This window comes from Superficieibacter sp. (genome assembly GCF_032071645.1).
Lineage (GTDB): Bacteria > Pseudomonadota > Gammaproteobacteria > Enterobacterales > Enterobacteriaceae > Superficieibacter.
In genome coordinates, this window is record NZ_DAMAPU010000012.1 from 1 (window position 1) to 18,538 (window position 18,538).

18 protein-coding genes and 3 other RNA genes are annotated in these 18,538 nt (G+C 55.2%); 11 read left to right on the top strand and 10 right to left on the bottom strand.

The genetic code is table 11. The annotated features are described in order from the left end of the window. Positions 1 to 82 precede the first annotated feature (82 nt). The 5 genes from RT197_RS17320 to pnuC all read left to right on the top strand — a co-directional run bounded on the left by RT197_RS17320 (position 83) and on the right by pnuC (position 2,504). A non-coding RNA gene (locus RT197_RS17320) (RtT sRNA) lies at positions 83 to 208 on the top strand. Positions 209 to 237: 29 nt separating this feature from the next. Then, a non-coding RNA gene (locus RT197_RS17325) (RtT sRNA) lies at positions 238 to 363 on the top strand. Positions 364 to 392: 29 nt separating this feature from the next. Continuing rightward, a non-coding RNA gene (locus RT197_RS17330) (RtT sRNA) lies at positions 393 to 518 on the top strand. 188 nt (positions 519 to 706) lie between these two features. After that, positions 707 to 1,750, top strand: coding sequence for a quinolinate synthase NadA (gene nadA / locus RT197_RS17335; protein ID WP_312952388.1), 1,044 nt, complete (start codon positions 707 to 709; stop codon positions 1,748 to 1,750). A 34-nt stretch (positions 1,751 to 1,784) separates the two neighbouring features. Beyond that, on the top strand, positions 1,785 to 2,504 hold the full coding sequence (gene pnuC, locus RT197_RS17340; RefSeq protein ID WP_312952389.1) for a nicotinamide riboside transporter PnuC: 720 nt from the start codon (positions 1,785 to 1,787) through the stop codon (positions 2,502 to 2,504). Here the strand turns inward: pnuC and zitB are convergent. Next, positions 2,501 to 3,439 (bottom strand): CDF family zinc transporter ZitB, encoded by a 939-nt coding sequence (gene zitB, locus RT197_RS17345; protein WP_312952390.1) that lies wholly within the window; start codon positions 3,437 to 3,439, stop codon positions 2,501 to 2,503. The genes pnuC and zitB overlap by 4 nt on opposite strands. A 118-nt stretch (positions 3,440 to 3,557) precedes the next feature. Continuing rightward, positions 3,558 to 3,986: a YbgS-like family protein gene (locus RT197_RS17350; protein WP_312952471.1), complete on the bottom strand. Its 429-nt coding sequence runs from the start codon at positions 3,984 to 3,986 to the stop codon at positions 3,558 to 3,560. 308 nt (positions 3,987 to 4,294) lie between these two features. On the opposite strand from RT197_RS17350, the gene aroG reads away from it, so the two are divergent. Beyond that, entirely contained in the window at positions 4,295 to 5,347 is a 1,053-nt protein-coding gene (aroG, locus tag RT197_RS17355; RefSeq protein WP_312952391.1) for a 3-deoxy-7-phosphoheptulonate synthase AroG, read from the top strand. Between the two features lie 54 nt (positions 5,348 to 5,401). On the opposite strand, the gene gpmA is transcribed toward aroG, so the two are convergent. From gpmA to modE, 7 genes are all read right to left on the bottom strand, one after another. Next, positions 5,402 to 6,154: a 2,3-diphosphoglycerate-dependent phosphoglycerate mutase gene (gene gpmA / locus RT197_RS17360; RefSeq protein WP_312952392.1), complete on the bottom strand. Its 753-nt coding sequence runs from the start codon at positions 6,152 to 6,154 to the stop codon at positions 5,402 to 5,404. A gap of 204 nt (positions 6,155 to 6,358) precedes the next feature. Further along, entirely contained in the window at positions 6,359 to 7,399 is a 1,041-nt protein-coding gene (gene galM / locus RT197_RS17365) for a galactose-1-epimerase (protein WP_312952393.1), read from the bottom strand. Then, positions 7,393 to 8,541, bottom strand: a complete 1,149-nt coding sequence (gene galK, locus RT197_RS17370) for a galactokinase (protein WP_312952394.1) — start codon at positions 8,539 to 8,541, stop codon at positions 7,393 to 7,395. The genes galM and galK overlap by 7 nt, the downstream gene beginning before the upstream one ends. Positions 8,542 to 8,543: 2 nt before the next feature. Continuing rightward, a complete protein-coding gene (gene galT / locus RT197_RS17375) occupies positions 8,544 to 9,590 on the bottom strand; it encodes a galactose-1-phosphate uridylyltransferase (protein ID WP_312952395.1) in 1,047 nt (348 codons plus the stop codon). Between the two features lie 9 nt (positions 9,591 to 9,599). Continuing rightward, positions 9,600 to 10,616 carry a UDP-glucose 4-epimerase GalE gene (gene galE / locus RT197_RS17380; RefSeq protein ID WP_312952396.1) on the bottom strand — a complete coding sequence of 339 codons (1,017 nt, stop codon included), beginning with the start codon at positions 10,614 to 10,616 and terminating at the stop codon, positions 9,600 to 9,602. Positions 10,617 to 10,936: 320 nt separating this feature from the next. Next, a complete protein-coding gene (gene modF, locus RT197_RS17385; RefSeq protein WP_312952397.1) occupies positions 10,937 to 12,406 on the bottom strand; it encodes a molybdate ABC transporter ATP-binding protein ModF in 1,470 nt (489 codons plus the stop codon). A gap of 66 nt (positions 12,407 to 12,472) precedes the next feature. Next, entirely contained in the window at positions 12,473 to 13,261 is a 789-nt protein-coding gene (gene modE / locus RT197_RS17390) for a molybdenum-dependent transcriptional regulator (RefSeq protein WP_312952398.1), read from the bottom strand. 370 nt (positions 13,262 to 13,631) lie between these two features. On the opposite strand from modE, the gene RT197_RS17395 reads away from it, so the two are divergent. The 4 genes from RT197_RS17395 to modC all read left to right on the top strand — a co-directional run bounded on the left by RT197_RS17395 (position 13,632) and on the right by modC (position 16,457). Further along, positions 13,632 to 13,781: an AcrZ family multidrug efflux pump-associated protein gene (locus RT197_RS17395; RefSeq protein ID WP_312952399.1), complete on the top strand. Its 150-nt coding sequence runs from the start codon at positions 13,632 to 13,634 to the stop codon at positions 13,779 to 13,781. A 152-nt stretch (positions 13,782 to 13,933) separates the two neighbouring features. After that, positions 13,934 to 14,707 (top strand): molybdate ABC transporter substrate-binding protein, encoded by a 774-nt coding sequence (gene modA, locus RT197_RS17400; protein ID WP_312952400.1) that lies wholly within the window; start codon positions 13,934 to 13,936, stop codon positions 14,705 to 14,707. After that, the gene (gene modB, locus RT197_RS17405) at positions 14,707 to 15,396 is read left to right on the top strand and encodes a molybdate ABC transporter permease subunit (RefSeq protein WP_312952401.1); all 690 of its coding nucleotides are present in this window, start codon (positions 14,707 to 14,709) and stop codon (positions 15,394 to 15,396) included. The genes modA and modB overlap by 1 nt, the downstream gene beginning before the upstream one ends. 2 nt (positions 15,397 to 15,398) lie before the next feature. Continuing rightward, a complete protein-coding gene (modC, locus tag RT197_RS17410; protein WP_312952402.1) occupies positions 15,399 to 16,457 on the top strand; it encodes a molybdenum ABC transporter ATP-binding protein ModC in 1,059 nt (352 codons plus the stop codon). On the opposite strand, the gene RT197_RS17415 is transcribed toward modC, so the two are convergent. Further along, the gene (locus RT197_RS17415) at positions 16,458 to 17,276 is read right to left on the bottom strand and encodes a pyridoxal phosphatase (protein ID WP_312952403.1); all 819 of its coding nucleotides are present in this window, start codon (positions 17,274 to 17,276) and stop codon (positions 16,458 to 16,460) included. Between the two features lie 144 nt (positions 17,277 to 17,420). On the opposite strand from RT197_RS17415, the gene pgl reads away from it, so the two are divergent. Next, positions 17,421 to 18,416 carry a 6-phosphogluconolactonase gene (pgl, locus tag RT197_RS17420; RefSeq protein WP_312952404.1) on the top strand — a complete coding sequence of 332 codons (996 nt, stop codon included), beginning with the start codon at positions 17,421 to 17,423 and terminating at the stop codon, positions 18,414 to 18,416. Positions 18,417 to 18,538 lie beyond the last annotated feature (122 nt).

Genomic DNA, 18,538 nt, shown 5'->3' on the forward strand with positions numbered 1-18,538 from the left:
GCAGTTGACTTTTAATCAATTGGTCGCAGGTTCGAATCCTGCACGACCCACCAATGCAAAAAAGCGCCCTAAAGGCGCTTTTTTGCTATCCACGATACGAATGATTCGAACCTGCAGCAGGTTCGGGCCGAACGCAGTGAGGTAACGGAGCCGCCTGCGGCGACGGCCCGAAGGGCGAGCGAAGCGAGTCATCCTGCACGACCCACCAATGCAAAAAAGCGCCCTAAAGGCGCTTTTTTGCTATCCACGATACGAATGATTCGAACCTGCAGCAGGTTCGGGCCGAACGCAGTGAGGTAACGGAGCCGCCTGCGGCGACGGCCCGAAGGGCGAGCGAAGCGAGTCATCCTGCACGACCCACCAATGCAAAAAAGCGCCCTAAAGGCGCTTTTTTGCTATCCACGATACGAATGATTCGAACCTGCAGCAGGTTCGGGCCGAACGCAGTGAGGTAACGGAGCCGCCTGCGGCGACGGCCCGAAGGGCGAGCGAAGCGAGTCATCCTGCACGACCCACCAATGCAAAAAAGCGCCCTAAAGGCGCTTTTTTGCTATCTGCACTCCACCGCCTGCCAAATTGGCCTAATTCCGGTGACAATTCCTCTGCAATCCGCTATCTTGTTTAGTATATAAAACATCAGTGCTCTTTATCGCCGTCATAGCGGTAATTACAGAGCATTGCGTTAAGTCGGTAAAACGAGAAGCCCATGAGCATAATGTTTGATCCCCAAACTGCTATCTACCCATTTCCGCCGAAGCCTGCGCCGCTGAACCAGGATGAAAAAGTGTTCTATCGCGAAAAAATCAAACGTCTGCTGCGCGAGCGGGATGCGGTGATGGTCGCGCATTACTACACCGACCCGGAAATTCAACAGCTGGCAGAAGAGACCGGCGGTTGCATTTCTGATTCGCTGGAAATGGCGCGCTTCGGCGCGAAGCATCCTGCCTCAACGCTGCTGGTGGCAGGTGTGCGCTTTATGGGTGAAACGGCCAAAATCCTCAGCCCGGAAAAGACCATTTTAATGCCGACGCTTGATGCGGAGTGTTCGCTGGATCTCGGCTGTCCCATTGATGAGTTCAATGCTTTTTGTGATGCGCACCCGGATCGCACGGTGGTGGTTTACGCCAATACTTCAGCCGCCGTGAAGGCGCGAGCTGACTGGGTGGTCACCTCCAGTATTGCGGTTGAGCTGATTGAACATCTTGATAGCCTGGGCGAGAAAATCATCTGGGCACCGGATCGACATCTGGGCAGCTATGTGCAGAAACAGACCGGCGCGGACATCTTATGCTGGCAAGGTGCGTGCATCGTGCATGACGAATTTAAAACACAGGCGCTGTCACGGATGAAATCCCTCTACCCGGAGGCGGCAATCCTCGTTCACCCGGAGTCGCCGCAGTCGGTCGTGGCGATGGCCGACGCGGTTGGCTCGACCAGCCAGTTAATTAACGCCGCCAGAACGCTGCCACAGCAGGAGTTGATTGTGGCAACCGACCGGGGGATCTTTTATAAAATGCAGCAGGCGGTGCCGGAGAAAACGCTGCTGGAAGCCCCGACGGCGGGCGAGGGGGCAACCTGCCGTAGCTGCGCGCATTGTCCGTGGATGGCAATGAACGGTCTGAAAGCGATTGCTGACAGCCTCGAAACAGCAGATGCCCATCATCAGATTCATGTTGATGCCGCCCTGCGTGAAGGCGCGCTGCTTCCACTTAACCGCATGTTGGATTTTGCGGCTACACTACGTCCATAACAAAATTAACGCGTTTCTACGCTCTGGGGAAAAGATGGATTTTTTTAGCACGCAGAATATTCTCGTTCATATCCCGTTCGGCACCGGCGGTTACGATCTCTCATGGATCGAAGCGATTGGCACGCTGGCGGGCCTGCTCTGCATCTGGCTTGCCAGCCTGGAAAAAATTATTAACTACTTCTTCGGCCTGATTAACGTCACCCTGTTTGCGGTGATCTTTTTTCAGATCCAGCTCTACGCCAGCCTCCTGCTCCAGGTCTTCTTCTTTGCCGCCAATATTTACGGCTGGTATGCCTGGTCGCGACAAACCAGCCATAACGAGGCGGCGCTGCAAATCCGCTGGCTCTCGCTGCCGAAAGCTATCCTGTGGCTGGTGATTTGCGTAGTGGCTATCGGGCTGATGACGGTGTTTATTGACCCGGTATTCGCATTCCTGACCCGCATTGCCTTCGACATCATGTCTGCACTGGGGCTGAACGTCACTATGCCCGACCTGCAACCGGACGCCTTCCCGTTCTGGGATTCCTGCATGATGGTGCTGTCGATTGTGGCGATGATCCTGATGACGCGTAAATACGTCGAAAACTGGATTTTGTGGGTGATTATCAACGTAATCAGCGTAGCGATTTTTGCCCTCCAGGGCGTCTATGCGATGTCGCTGGAATACCTGATCCTCACCTTCATCGCGCTGAACGGCACCCGGATGTGGATTAACAGCGCGCGTGAGAGAGGCTCACACGCGCTTTCTCATTAATGGTGATGATGATGAGCATGACCGGACTGCGCCTCGTTAAGGTCGCATTCCGGTCCGCTACAGGGCTGATACTCCATCTGCACGGTAGCGTGTTCAATCTGATAGTGATGCTGCAAAAAATGGTGAATGCGAGCCAGTAACCCGTCGTGATCGTGCGGCGGAACGACCTGAACGTGGAGCGTCATAAGCGGTTTTTCACCCACGAGCCATACATGCACGTGATGAACATTGCGCACTTCCGGTATTTCTCGGTGCAGTCTGCGCTTCAGCGCCGCAATATCCAGCGCTCGCGGCGCGCCTTCCAGTAATTCATTGACGCTCTCTTTCAGCAACTGCCAGGCGCTGCGCAGCACCAGACACGACACCAGCACGGACAGAATCGGGTCAATCGGCATCCACCCCGTAGTCATAATAATCACCGCCGCGCCTATCGCGCCAATGGAACCCAGCAAATCGCCGAGCACATGCAGCATCGCCGCGCGGACGTTAAGATTTTTTTCCTCGCCGCCGCGATGCAGGATCCAGAAGGCCAGCACGTTTGCCAGCAGTCCGGCTATCGCGATGATCAGCATGGTCATTCCCGCCACCGGCTGCGGGTGATAAAAACGCTGAATCGCCTCCCAGACAATCAACAGGGTGATCACCACCAGTGCAATAGCGTTGACGAAGGCCGCGAGCGTCGTCAGCCGCAGCCAGCCAAAGGTATGTCGCGCATTGGGGGGGCGACGCGCAAACTGCACGGCCAGAAACGCAAACAGCAACGCTGCTGCATCCGTCAGCATATGGCCCGCATCGGCAAGAAGCGCGAGGGAACTGGCTATCAGCCCGCCCACCACTTCGATGACCATAAATCCTGCCGTAACGCTAAACGCCAGCAGCAAACGGCGAGCGTTGCTGTCTTCGGGTAAGTGAGAATGGGAATGGGAGTGCGCCATGACATTATCCTGCAATATTTATCATCATTAACGCATTACATCATTACAGATATTGCACGCGGGCGCATAAAAAAAGGAGAGCCGAAGCTCTCCTCTTTACGACATTCCGGGAAGATGATTAATGCGTAGTACCATCAGTTTTGGTATCAACGTCATTATTTACGCCATTGCCGGTCTCAACTTTTTTGTTAATGTCCGGGCAACGACCATCTTTACACATGGTATTTTTGTGAATGTCTTCTTTGCTCATGCCATCAGCGTCAGTGCTGGTGGATGAGGAGCTGTTCGGATGCAACAGGGTGCCGCCAGACGTGCTGTTAGTGGTCGACGTGCTGTTGGTATTGGTATTACCGGTATTAATGTTGCTGTTATCAACATTATTCGGTGCCACATTCTCTTTCGCGCCCGGATCAACCTGACCCGCATCCGCCGAAGAGTTGGACTGACCATTGTTCGATTGAGAACTTGAACTTGCAGCCAGAACCGCGCCGCTGGTCATAGAAAGGGTTGCTGCCAGAAAAATTGTCGCCAGTTTATTCATTTTCATCATGCTGCTCCTGTTCTCGTCGTCTGTCAGAGAGACCCCTGACAAAACAATGGACGTATTGCTCAGTAGTGAAAGATTCTGTAGCGTAAAATAACGCCAGCATAGAATCTGGTAAATAAAATCAAACACAGTAGTTACATTTAAAAAGTGTAGATTAGATCTCGTTTAGCGCTACTTTCTGGCGTTTTTTTAATTAATTCCAGGAATATTCTGCCCGAAGTGTAAAAGCCCGTTTACAGTTCTGGGCTGAAGAGATAGATTGAAAGGATTGCATTCACACTTATAAGTATGGCACGACTGGAAAGAAAATGAATTATCAGAATGACGATTTACGTATTAAAGAAATTAACGAATTATTACCCCCGGTAGCGCTTCTTGAAAAATTCCCGGCCACCGAAAACGCAGCGAACACCGTCGCCCACGCCCGTAAAGCGATTCACAAAATCCTCAAAGGGAATGACGATCGCCTGCTGGTGGTCATTGGCCCATGCTCTATTCACGATCCGTCAGCGGCGAAAGAATATGCATCCCGCCTGCTGGCCCTGCGCGACGAGCTGAAGGGCGAACTGGAAATTGTTATGCGCGTCTATTTTGAAAAACCGCGCACCACCGTCGGCTGGAAGGGGCTGATTAACGATCCGCATATGGACAACAGCTTCCAGATCAACGACGGCCTGCGTATTGCGCGTAAGCTGCTGCTGGACATTAACGACAGCGGACTGCCAGCAGCGGGTGAATTCCTCGATATGATCACTCCACAATATCTGGCTGACCTCATGAGCTGGGGAGCGATTGGCGCACGCACCACGGAATCTCAGGTTCATCGCGAACTGGCCTCCGGTCTTTCCTGCCCGGTCGGTTTCAAAAACGGCACCGACGGCACCATCAAAGTGGCTATCGACGCCATCAATGCCGCCGGTGCGCCGCACTGTTTCCTTTCCGTGACCAAATGGGGTCACTCGGCGATTGTGAACACCAGCGGTAACGGCGACTGCCACATCATCCTGCGCGGTGGCAAAGCGCCGAACTACAGCGCACAGCATGTGGCGGAAGTAAAAGAGGGGTTGACCAAAGCGGGTCTGCCTCATCAGGTGATGATTGACTTCAGCCATGCTAACTCCAGCAAGCAGTTTAAAAAGCAGATGGACGTCGGCGCGGACGTTTGCCAGCAGGTGGCGAACGGCGAAAAAGCGATTATCGGCGTGATGATTGAAAGCCACCTGGTGGAAGGCAATCAGAGCCTGGAGAGCGGCGAACCGCTGGCTTACGGCAAAAGCATTACCGATGCCTGCATTGGCTGGGATGATACCGACGCTCTGCTGCGTCAGCTGGCGAATGCAGTTAACGCGCGTCGCGGCTAATAAAAAACCGGATGCCGTCAGGCATCCGGTTTATTTCGTTTCTCAGAACGTCAATTACTTCGCTTTACCCTGGTTAGCGACCGCTGCGGCTTTCGCGGCGATTTCGTCTGCGTTACCCAGATAGTAGTGCTTAATTGGTTTGAAGTTTTCGTCGAACTCATATACCAGCGGTACGCCGGTCGGGATGTTCAGTTCGAGGATCTCATCTTCACCCATGTTATCCAGATATTTTACCAGTGCGCGCAGGGAGTTACCGTGAGCGGCGATGATCACACGCTCACCGCTTTTCAGGCGCGGCAGAATGGTGTCGTTCCAGTAAGGGATCACGCGATCAATGGTCAGCGCCAGGCTTTCGGTCAGCGGCAGTTCCTGCTCGGTCAGCTTCGCGTAACGCGGATCGTGGCCCGGAAAACGCTCGTCTTCTTTGGTTAACGCGGGCGGCGTCACCGCAAAACCGCGACGCCACTGTTTCACCTGCTCGTCACCGTATTTTTCAGCAGTTTCAGCTTTGTTCAGACCCTGCAACGCGCCGTAGTGACGCTCGTTCAGCTTCCAGGATTTCTCTACCGGCAGCCACGCCTGATCCAGTCCATCGAGGATATTCCACAGGGTGTGGATCGCGCGCTTCAGCACGGAGGTGTAAGCAAAGTCAAAGCTATAGCCTTCATCTTTCAGCAGCTTACCCGCTGCTTTGGCTTCAGTGACGCCCTTCTCCGACAGATCAACGTCGTACCAGCCGGTAAAGCGGTTTTCGTTGTTCCACTGGCTTTCACCGTGACGAACCAGAACCAGTTTAGTTACAGCCATACACTTACTCCTCAAGCTCATTGAATGATAATAATTCTCATTATATTGCCGTGACTAAGCCGGCGGCAATGCTTAACCCTAACCATAGCGAAAATAGTGGGCGAGTGTAAGATGCTTGTGAATTTGCAGTTATTATTTTGTCTTTAAATGGCGCTAATTTCAGCAAAATGGATAAAAAAAGCCCTCTTTTCAGAGGGCTGGTTATCAGGCCGGAATAAACTGATATGCCGTTACGCTGATATATTCATCGCCTGGACGCAGAACGCAGTCAGGCTGCGGCCATTCCGGGTGGTTCGGGCTGTCCGGCAGAAACTCGCTTTCCAGCGCCAGACCCTGCCACGCCTCGTAGCTTCCCGGCTCGCGGGACGGGGTGCCTTTCAGGAAGTTGCCGGAATAGAACTGGAGTGCCGGGGCAGTGGTATAAACTGCCATCTGCAACCGCTCATCGTCAGACCACAGGTGCGCCGCTTCACGCCTGACGTCGCCTTGCGTCTGGAGCAGGAACGCGTGATCGTACCCCTGCACCTTTTTCTGATCGTCGTCGCTTAAGAAATCATCGGCGATGCGCTTCGCGGTGCGGAAATCAAAGCTGGTTCCGGCTACCGCTTTCAGACCGCTACGCGGAATACCGCCTTCATCTACCGGCAAATACTCATCGGCCAGAATGTGCAGTTTGTGGTTGCGCACGTCAGACCGCTCCCCGTTAAGGTTGAAATAGACGTGGTTAGTCATATTCACCGGGCAGGGGGCATCGACGGTGGCACGGTATTCAATGGTGATGCGGTTATCGTCGGTCAGCGTGTAGCGCGCGGTGGCCTTCAGATTGCCGGGGAAACCCTGATCGCCATCGGCAGAGTCCAGTGAGAAAACCACTTCGCGATCGCTCTGACTTTGATAGGTCCAGCGGCGTTTGTCGAAACCTTCCGGCCCGCCGTGGAGCTGGTTAACGCCCTGGCTCGGCACAACGTTAATTTCTTTGCCATCCAGTTCGAAACGGCTGTCGGCGATGCGGTTCGCATAGCGGCCCACCGACGCGCCGAAATAGGCTTCATGCTGCGGGTACTGTTCCGGCCCGGCACAGCCGAGGATGGCTTCGCGCACGGTGCCATCGGAAAGCGGTACGCGCACGGAGAGCAACGTGGCACCCCAGTCCATCAGGGTGACAACCAGCCCCGCGCCGTTGCGCAGGGTGATCAAACGAAATGGCAGCCCATCCGGGGCGCTGGCGGGTGTATTTCTTAACACTGACCTGCTCCTTGTGACGGTTTACAGACGTAGAAGGTTTCTTTAATACCGGTCTTCGCTTCATACTGCTCCGCGACCGCTTTTTGCACGCGATCGACCAGCGCTTCCGGCATCAGCGCGACGATACACCCGCCGAAGCCGCCGCCGGTCATCCGCACACCGCCTTTATCACCGATTTCTGCTTTCACAATCTCGACCAGAGTGTCGATTTGCGGCACGGTGATTTCAAAGTCGTCGCGCATCGACGCGTGCGATTCGGCCATCAACTGGCCCATGCGTTGCAGATCGCCTTTCTCCAGCGCTTCTGCGGCTTCCACCGTGCGGATATTTTCCGTCAGCACGTGACGGACGCGTTTGGCAACCACCGGATCAAGCTCGTTCGCCACGGTATTAAACTCGTCCAGCTTAACATCGCGCAGGGCAGGCTGCTGGAAGAAACGCGCGCCGGTCTCACACTGCTCGCGGCGGGTGTTGTATTCGCTGCCCACCAGGGTGCGTTTAAAGTTACTGTTGATAATCACTACCGCCACGCCTACCGGCATGGAAACGGCTTTGGTGCCGAGGGTGCGACAGTCAATCAGCAGGGCATGATCTTTCTTGCCCAGCGCGGAGATCAACTGGTCCATAATCCCGCAGTTGCAGCCCACGAACTGGTTTTCGGCTTCCTGGCCGTTAAGGGCGATCTGCGCGCCGTCCAGCGGCAGATGGTAAAGCTGCTGAAACACGGTGCCGACCGCCACTTCCAGCGATGCCGACGAGCTTAAGCCTGCGCCCTGCGGCACATTGCCGCTGATCACCAGATCCGCGCCGCCAAAACTGGCATTACGCTGCTGGAGGTGTTTAACCACCCCGCGCACATAGTTTGACCACTGCTGAGTGTCATGCGCCACAATCGCCTCATCCAGCGAAAACTCATCGATTTGATTATCGTAGTCGGCGGCGATAACGCGCACGGTGCGGTCTTCGCGTGCTGCACAGCTGATAACCGTCTGGTAATCAATCGCGCAGGGCAACACAAAACCGTCGTTGTAGTCGGTGTGTTCACCGATCAAATTTACGCGGCCCGGTGCCTGAATGACATGAGTGGCAGGGTAGCCGAATTTTTCAGCAAACAGGGACTGGGTTTTCTCTTTCAGACTCATTGTTATTCTCCGGATTCGCGAAAATGGACGTCGCTGACCGCACGCAGGCGCTCTGCGGCTTGTTCTGCGGTGAGATCGCGCTGGGTTTCTGCCAGCATCTCGTAGCCCACCATAAATTTACGCACGGTAGCGGAGCGCAGCAGCGGCGGATAAAAGTGCGCGTGCAGCTGCCAGTGCGGGTTTTCTTCGCCGTTAAACGGCGCGCCGTGCCAGCCCATAGAGTAGGGGAAAGAGCACTGAAACAGGTTATCGTAACGGCTGGTGAGTTTTTTCAGCGCCAGCGCCAGATCGCGATTTTGTTCGTCGGTTAAATCGGTGATCCGCAATACGTGGGCTTTCGGCAGCAGCAGCGTTTCAAACGGCCACGCGGCCCAGTAGGGCACCACCGCCAGCCAGTGTTCGCTCTCAACGACCGTCCGGCTGCCGTCCGCCATCTCGCGCTGAACGTAATCGACCAGCATCGGAGAACCCTGTTCACCGTAGTAGGCTTTTTGCAGCCGGTCTTCGCGCTCAATTTCGTTAGGCAGGAAGCTGTTCGCCCAGACCTGCCCGTGCGGATGGGGATTGGAGCAGCCCATCGCTGCGCCTTTGTTCTCAAAAACCTGCACCCACGGATAGTCAGCGCCTAATTCTGCCGTTTGCTGTTGCCAGGTCTCGACGATTTCGGTCAGCGCAGGCACGCTGAGTTCCGGCAGCGTTTTGCTGTGATCGGGAGAAAAGCAGATCACCCGGCTGGTACCGCGCGCGCTCTGGCAGCGCATTAAAGGATCGTCGCTGTCCGGGGCGTCCGGGGTGTCGGTCATCAGCGCGGCGAAATCGTTGGTGAAAACGTAAGTGCCTTTGTAGTCCGGGTTTTTATCGCCAGTGACGCGGGTATTGCCAGCACACAGGAAACAGTCAGGATCGTGCGCGGGCAGCTTTTGCTGCGAAGGCGTTTCCTGCGCCCCCTGCCAGGGACGTTTTGCGCGGTGCGGCGAAACGAGAACCCACTGCCCGGTTAACGGGTTATAGCGGCGGTGCGGATGATCGACCGGATTAAATTGTGTCATCACTGTTCCTTAGTCTAAATAACCCTGGGGATGGCGTGACTGCCAGTGCCAGGTGTCCTGTGCCATTTCATCGAGATTGCGGGTAACGCGCCAGTCCAGTTCTTTATCGGCTTTGCTGGCATCTGCCCAGTAAGCGGGGAGATCGCCATCGCGACGCGGGGCGAAATGGTAGTTAAGCGGTTTGCCGCAGGCTTTGCTGAAAGCGTTAACCACATCCAGTACGCTGCTGCCGACGCCCGCACCGAGGTTATAAATATGCACGCCCGGCTTGTCCGCCAGTTTTTGCATGGCGGCAACGTGACCGTCTGCCAGATCCATAACGTGAATATAATCACGCACGCCGGTACCGTCTTGCGTCGGGTAATCGTTGCCAAAAATGGCCAGCGACTCGCGGCGGCCCACGGCAACCTGGGCGATATACGGCATCAGGTTATTCGGGATACCCTGCGGATCTTCACCCATATCTCCCGACGGATGCGCGCCAACCGGGTTAAAGTAGCGCAGCAGGGCAATGCTCCACTCCGGCTGGGCTTTTTGCAGATCGGTAAGGATTTGTTCGACCATCAGTTTGCTTTTGCCATACGGGCTTTGTGGCGTGCCGGTAGGGAAACTTTCAACATAAGGGATTTTGGGCTGATCGCCGTAAACGGTCGCCGAGGAGCTAAAAATGAAATTTTTCACGTTGGCCGCGCGCATCGCAGAAATCAGACGCAGGGTGCCGTTAACGTTGTTATCATAATATTCCAGCGGTTTCGCCACCGACTCACCGACGGCTTTCAGACCGGCGAAATGGATCACCGCATCAATGGCGTGATCGTGCAGGATCTCGGTCATCAGCGGCTCGTTACGGATATCGCCTTCCACAAAGGTCGGTTGCTTACCGCCAAGGCGCTCAATAACCGGCATTACGCTGCGCTTGCTGTTGCACAGATTGTCCAGAATGATGACCTCGTGGCCATTTTGCAGCAGTTGCACACAGGTATGACTTCCAATGTAACCGCTACCACCCGTAACCAGAACTCTCATATTTCGCTCCATCATGCTTATGATATGTCATTAAGATAGCATAACAAAGATGTGAAAAGTGTGACATGGGATATGTTTGTGGAATCGCTTACACTGGCGCGCAGAACGGCGAGATTTTTCTGTAAAACCATTTAAATCATTGGCTTAGACTGAGGTGTGATAAATCCTAAAATAAGTTGCCCGCAACGCGTGTATTTGTGTCTTTTCGCTGCGGGACAGAAGCACTGATGAGCTCAATTTACTCAGCCGTGGCGGGCGGTCAGGCACGCTGGCAGGGCCTACCTTTATCGCACCCGCGAGCGGGCGGATCTGTGCTTCGCTTAACGCTTTTCCAGCTCGTAACGGTAGCTTTCACCCTCCGGCACAAACGCCAGCCGGTGGGTGATGCACTCCGGCGCGTCTTCGGCATGATGAGACACAAACAGCAGCTGTGTTTCACCTTCGCCAATTAAAATATCAATAAACCGGCGCACCAGCTGACGGTTAAGCGGGTCCAGACCCTGAAGCGGTTCGTCGAGGATCAGCAGCGTCGGATGCTTCACCAGCGCGCGGGCAATCAGCGCCAGCCGCTGATGTCCCCAGGAAAGGCTGTGAAACGGCGCATCAGCGGTACGGGCATCAATACCCAGAATATCCAGCCAGCCCTGCGCCAGCTTATGCTGCCGATCGGATACCGCCTGATAAATGCCAATCGAGTCAAAATAGCCTGACAAAATGACGTTGCGCACGTTGGTACTGACGCGATAATCAAGATGCAGGCTGCTGCTGACGTAGCCAATGTGCTTTTTAATATCCCAGATAGTTTCGCCACTGCCGCGACGGCGGCCAAACAGGGTCAGATCGTTACTGTAGCCCTGCGGATGATCGCCGGTGATCAGGCTTAGCAGGGTGGATTTTCCCGCGCCGTTAGGCCCGATAATTTGCCAGTGCTCACCCGGCTGTACCGTCCAGCTTAAATGATTGAGAACAGGACGATCGTTATACGACACCACCGCATCGTTGAGCACAATGCGCGGCGTGTTGGCAGGCAGCGTCAGGCGGACAGAAGGTTCGTCGGATTCAGGAAGCTGAATACCGTCCAGACGCTCACTATGCGCCAGTTGCCCGATCAGCGCCTGCTGAAGCAGCACATCCTTTTCGCCGGTGTCGAGCAGCGTACAGTCCGCCAGCACGCCCGCGTACTGTACAAATGCCGGGATTTCATCGAAGCGGTTGAGCACCAGCACCAGCGTGTATCCCGACTGATGCAGCGTGGCAAGCAACCCGGCCAGCTGCTCGCGCGACGCCACATCCAGTCCGTCAAAGGGCTCATCAAGGATCAGCAAATCCGGCTCGCTCATCAGCGCCTGGCACAATAATGTTTTGCGGGTTTCGCCGGTGGAGAGATATTTAAAACGACGGGAAAGGAGTGGAGTAATACCAAACTGTGCGGCAAGACGGGCGCAGCGTTCAGGATCGTTGACGTCTGCCTGAATAATTTCCGCCGTCGTCCGTCCGGTGTCCTCTTCGCCCGGACTGAGCAAATCGGTGTTATTGCGCTGCCATTCATCGCTCACCAGCTTTTGTAACTGCTCGAAGGAGAGGCGGGTGGTGCGTGAAAAATCACTCTGGCGGGTGCCTTTTGTCAGCGAAAGCTCTCCCGACAGCGCCCGCGCCAGCGCGGATTTGCCGCTGCCGTTAGTGCCGACGAAGGCCCAGCTCTCGCCCGCACGCAGCGTCAAATCATTAATCGTTAACCGGCGCGCTTCCCCCAACTGAAACGTGCCTTGCGAAATATGCAACAATGACATGATTTATCCCGTTTTTTGCAGTATTTCAAACAGGGATACGATTTCCTGAAGGGAATGTCAATTCGCTTAACACAGCGTGGCGATGATTGCCCGGTCAGCGTTGAAATAAGCAATGACTTCGTTCCCCTCTGCCAGCCCTGCCGCCTGCGCGGTGGGGAGCGTGGCGCACAGGATCTGACCATCCGCCAGGGTCATCAACACTTCGCACTGCTCCGCGCCGCGCTCAACATGGTGAATAATGCCGGTAAGCTGGTTATCTGCCGTCGCTGCCTGCGCGCGATCTGCCGTGACGTTGACCCACGGCGCTTTCAGCAATACCAGCACCTCTTTACCCTCATCAAGGCCGAGCCGTTCACCGCTTTGCGCCGTAATCGCGACTTTCAGCCGGGTGGTGCCGTCGGCCAGCAGCACGTCAATATGCTGCTGTACCCGATCATCGTCGCGCGCCATTACCGTGCCGAACCACTGATTGCGGGCGCTGGTTTGCAGGGAAAAGCGGGAAATTGCCGCCAGCAGGCTGTTCAGCGGCAGCGCATCGTCGTCGCTCAGCACATCAAAGGCTTTTTGCTGGATTTGCGCCAGCAGATCGTAAAGCTGAATCAGCCGCTGACCATAACGCGTCAGCACTGCGCCACCGCCGCCTTTACCGCCGGTAGCGCGATCCACCAGCGGCTGCTCGCTTAACTGATTCATCTCGTTAATCGCATCCCACGCGCTTTTGTAGCTGATGCCCGCATTTTTCGCGCCCTGGCTAATCGAACCGGTTTGTTCAATGTGTTTAAGCAAGGCGATACGACGTGGATCGGCGAAAAGACGCTGCTGGAGTTTGAGAGTGAGGAGGATTTCAGCCTGCATAACCATGTCCTGGCAAAAAGGGTATTGTGACGTAAACGCTCGCTGACGCCAACCCATTGTAGGATAAGTACGTGAGAATATATCGAGGGTTACTATTTTATTAAATCATTTATCTGGCAAGGCCATTGCTGATTGAAAACATTTATTGTTAACGGCAAATAAGGGAATTATACGGGCAGCCGTTTTATTATTAATCTCAATACGCTAATAATTTATTCACATATAGTTTTACCTCGCAATGATAATTCGTAAAGTGGTTGTCCTTCCCCCCGCGCCACAGATACAGACCCTTTCCCCACCGCACAAAAGGGGAGTGCTTTTTGCCCATTTCTCGTTACAATAAAACCATTCACAATATCTGGAGTTCACCATGTTAGAGTTGTTGAAAAGTCTGCTTTTTGCTGTAGTCATGGTCCCAGTGGTGATGGCGATCATCCTGGGATTAATCTACGGCCTCGGCGAAGTGTTTAACGTCTTCTCCGGTATCGGTCGCAAAGACCGCTCTGAGCAGCGCCGCTGATCCCCCGACGCCCGCTTTTGCGGGCGTTTCCCTTCAAGTTTTTCTCTTCATTGCCGATAGTCTACTTACAGAATGGGTGTAATAAACGCTGGGAAATCCATGAGCATATCGTTATATTATTTGATATATAACGACACTCACAGGAGTTACAGATGGCACGTACATGGGTACGCTTTTTTGCAGGGGCAACATTAACGCTGACCGTTGCCGGACACGCGCTGGCAGACGACGCAAAAGTCACGGTTTTTGCGGCGGCATCATTGACCAACGCCATGCAGGATATCGCGGCAGAATATAAAAAAGAGAAAAACGTTGAGGTGGTGTCCTCCTTTGCGTCCTCCTCAACGCTGGCGCGGCAGATTGAAGCCGGTGCGCCTGCCGATCTGTTCATTTCTGCCGACCAGAAATGGATGGATTACGCGGTGGATAAAAAAGCGATTGATACCGCCAGCCGTGAAACATTGCTGGGCAACAGCCTGGTGGTTGTCGCGCCGAAAGCCAGCAAGCTCGGTGACGTCACCATTGACGGCAAAACCCAATGGACGCGCCTGCTGGACGGCGGGCGTCTGGCGGTAGGCGACCCGGATCATGTTCCGGCGGGCATCTACGCCAAAGAGGCGCTGCAAAAACTGGGCGCATGGGATACGCTATCGCCCAAACTGGCCCCGGCGGAAGATGTTCGCGGTGCGCTGGCGCTGGTTGAGCGTAACGAAGCGCCGCTCGGCATCGTTTACGGCTCTGATGCGGTCGCCAGTAAAGGCGTGAAAGTCGTGGGGACTTTCCCGGAAGATTCCCATCAAAAAGTAGAATACCCGCTGGCAATTATCGACGGGCATAAAAACGCGACGGTCAGCGCCTTTTACGACTATCTGAAAGGGCCGCAGGCGTCGGCTATCTTTAAACGTTACGGATTTACGACTCACTAATGATACTGACCGATCCCGAATGGCAGGCCGTGCTGCTGAGCCTTAAAGTGTCTTCTCTCGCAGTGTTATTCAGTTTGCCTTTTGGGATCTTCTTTGCCTGGTTGCTGGTTCGCCGTCGCTTTCCGGGCAAAGCGTTACTCGACAGCCTGCTTCATCTGCCGCTGGTACTGCCGCCGGTGGTGGTCGGTTATTTACTGCTCATCTCAATGGGGCGGCGTGGCGTGATTGGCGCGTGGCTGTATGACTGGTTTGGCATCACCCTCGCGTTTAGCTGGCGCGGTGCGGTGCTGGCGGCGGCGGTAATGTCTTTCCCGCTGATGGTCCGCGCAATCCGCCTTGGGCTGGAAGGCGTTGATATCAAGCTGGAACAGGCGGCGCGCACGCTGGGAGCCGGGCGGACGCGCGTTTTTCTGACCATCACGTTGCCGCTGATGCTGCCGGGCATTATCGTCGGTACGGTACTGGCCTTCGCCCGCTCGCTGGGCGAATTTGGCGCAACCATCACCTTTGTTTCCAATATTCCCGGTGAAACCCGCACCATCCCTTCTGCAATGTACACCCTGATCCAGATGCCCGGCGGCGAAAGCGCGGCCGCGCGGCTGTGTATTATTTCGATTGTACTGGCGCTTATTTCCCTGCTCATTTCCGAGTGGCTGGCGCGCATTAGTCGTGAACGGACCGGGAGATAATCATGCTGGAGCTTAATTTTACCCAGACGCTGGGCAATCACCGGCTTAACATTCACGAAACGCTGCCCGCCAGCGGTATCACGGCAATTTTCGGCATATCGGGCGCGGGAAAAACCTCGCTCATCAATGCGATTAGCGGCCTGACGCGGCCTGAACAGGGGCGCATCGTATTAAATAATCGCGTGCTGAACGATGCCGAAAAAGGCATTTGCCTGTCACCGGAGAAGCGCCGGGTTGGCTACGTCTTTCAGGACGCGCGACTGTTTCCGCATTACAAAGTGCGCGGCAATCTGCGCTACGGGATGGCGAAAAGCATGGCCGGGCAGTTCGACAAGCTGGTGGCGCTGTTGGGCATTGAGCCGCTGCTCGACCGCCTGCCGGGCACGCTTTCCGGCGGCGAAAAACAGCGGGTGGCGATTGGGCGCGCGCTGCTGACCGCCCCGGAACTGCTGCTGCTCGATGAGCCGCTGGCCTCGCTGGACATCCCCCGCAAGCGCGACCTGTTGCCTTATCTGCAACGGCTGGCGCGGGAGATCCATATCCCGATGCTTTACGTCAGCCATTCGCTGGACGAGATCCTGCATCTGGCGGATAACGTGCTGGTGCTGGAAAACGGTGAAGTCAAAGCCTTCGGCCCGCTCGAAGAGGTGTGGGGCAGCAGCGTGATGCATCCGTGGCTGCCGCAGGAGCAGCAAAGCAGTATTCTTAAGGTCAGCGTGCTGGAACATCATCCGCATTACGCGATGACCGCGCTGGCGCTTGGCGATCAGCATCTGTGGGTCAACAAACTGGAGCGCCCGGTGCAGTCGGTGCTGCGGGTGCGCATTCAGGCGTCGGATGTATCACTGGTGCTCCAGCCGCCCCAGCACAGCAGTATCCGTAATATTCTGCGGGCGAAAGTCGCCCAGTGCTTCGATGATAATGGTCAGGTCGAGGTGCAACTGGAGGTGGGCAGCCGCACGCTGTGGGCGCGGATCAGCCCGTGGGCCAGGGATGAGCTGGGCATCAAACCTGGCCTGTGGCTTTACGCGCAGATCAAGAGCGTGTCGATCACCGCGTAATTACAGAAGCTGGCTGTAAATAAAGCGGGCGATGCTGTCTTCTGTATTATCGCCGATGACCACGTTAGCCCGCGCTTTAACGTCATCCACCGCGTTGCCCATCGCCACGCCCGTGCCCGCCGCTTCCAGCATACTGATATCGTTCTGGTTATCGCCAAACGCCACCACGTCCTGCATAGACCAGCCCTGTGCTTCCACCCACTGCGTCAGGCGTTTGCCTTTGCTGTTGCCGTGGCGGGCGACATCAACCTGATCCTGCCAGGACCATTCGCACTCTAATTGCAGCGTTTCGCCGACGTTGAGCGCAAAATCCTGTAGCTTGCCGATATTCTCATCGGTCAGGGCAAACTTCCACACGCAGTTGACGTCGTGCGCTGCCTGGGTCAGGGAAGCGACCTGGTGGAATACCGGACGCTGGGCCTCCGGCAGAGTCTGCGCCCACTGGCTCATGCGGATCACGTGCCCGGTCGGGCGCTCATACAGCATGGCGTCATCCACATACATCAGGCCGTGAATATCATAGTCATTCAGCATTTCAATTAACTGTACTGCTTTCGCGACCGGCATCGGATCGGCTTCGAGCACCTTTTTTGCTTGATAATCATACAAGTAAGTGCCATTGCAGCAGATTGCAGGTGTATCGAGCGCCAGCGCCTGATAAAAAGGATGAATAGCGACGTGATGCCGTCCGGTGACGATAATCAGTTTATAGCCAGCCTCTTTCGCACGCATCAGGGCTTCAAGAGAAGAGGGAAGAAAGGTTTTTTGCGGCGTCAGCAGCGTGCCGTCTAAATCAAGGGCGATAACGCGCGTGGTCATGCGATTTTCCTGTCGTCGGAGAGTATTTTTACTGCCTGCGATGGTACACCGCCGCGCGGACAGGACAAATAAATTCAGCATTAACGGTCAAAAAAGTCTATTTTGGTTATTTACTTCCACGCTGTAGTAAGGAAAGGAGTATTCATGAAACAAACCGTTTATACCGCCAGCCCGGAAAGCCAGCAGATCCACGTCTGGGATCTTAATCCGGGGGGGACACTTACCCTGATTCAGGTCGTGGATGTGCCGGGACAGGTGCAGCCGATGGTGGTCAGCCCGGATAAACGCTACCTGTACGTTGGCGTGCGCCCGGAATTTCGCGTGCTGGCTTACAGCATCGCGCCGGATAACGGTGCGCTGACCTATACCGCCGAAGCACCGCTGCCCGGCAGCCCCACCCATATTTCGACCGACCATAGCGGGCGCTTTATTTTCAGCGGTTCATACAACGCGGGATGCGTCAGCGTCACGCGCGTCGAGAATGGCCTGCCCGTGGCAACCGTTGACGTGGTGGAAGGACTGGAGGGCTGCCACTCGGCAAATATCTCCCCGGATAACCGCACCCTGTGGGTTCCGGCGCTGAAGCAGGATCGCATTTGTCTGTTTACCTTAAGCGACGACGGTCATCTGGTGGCGCAAACCCCGGAAGCGGTGAATACGGTTGAAGGGGCTGGCCCGCGCCATATGGCGTTCCATCCGAATCATCAGTACGCCTACAGCATTAACGAACTGAACAGTTCCGTGGACGTCTGGGATTTAAACAATGCGCACGGTGAAATTGAGTGCATCCAGACGCTGGACAGTATGCCCGGCGATTTTGCCGACACCCGCTGGGCCGCCGATATCCATATCACCCCGGACGGACGTCACCTTTACACCTGTGACCGCACCGCCAGCCTGATCACCATCTTCAGTATTTCCGAAGACGGTAGCGTGCTGGCCGTTGAAGGCTATCAGCCGACGGAAACCCAGCCGCGCGGCTTTAATGTCGATCACAGCGGTAAATACCTGATCGCCGCCGGGCAGAAATCTCACCACATCGCGCTGTATGAAATTCAGGGCAAGCAGGGGCTGCTGGAAGAAAAAGGCCGCTACGCGGTCGGCCAGGGGCCAATGTGGGTGGTCGTTAACGCGTATTAAGAAATAAAAAGTGCTGATCGTTTGAGAGCACCTGAACGATCCAGCCAGTAAGAAGCAATCCGGGAGCGGCTTTCTGCTCCCGGATTTTTTATGTCTGAACATAATATTGAAAAATTCATTTT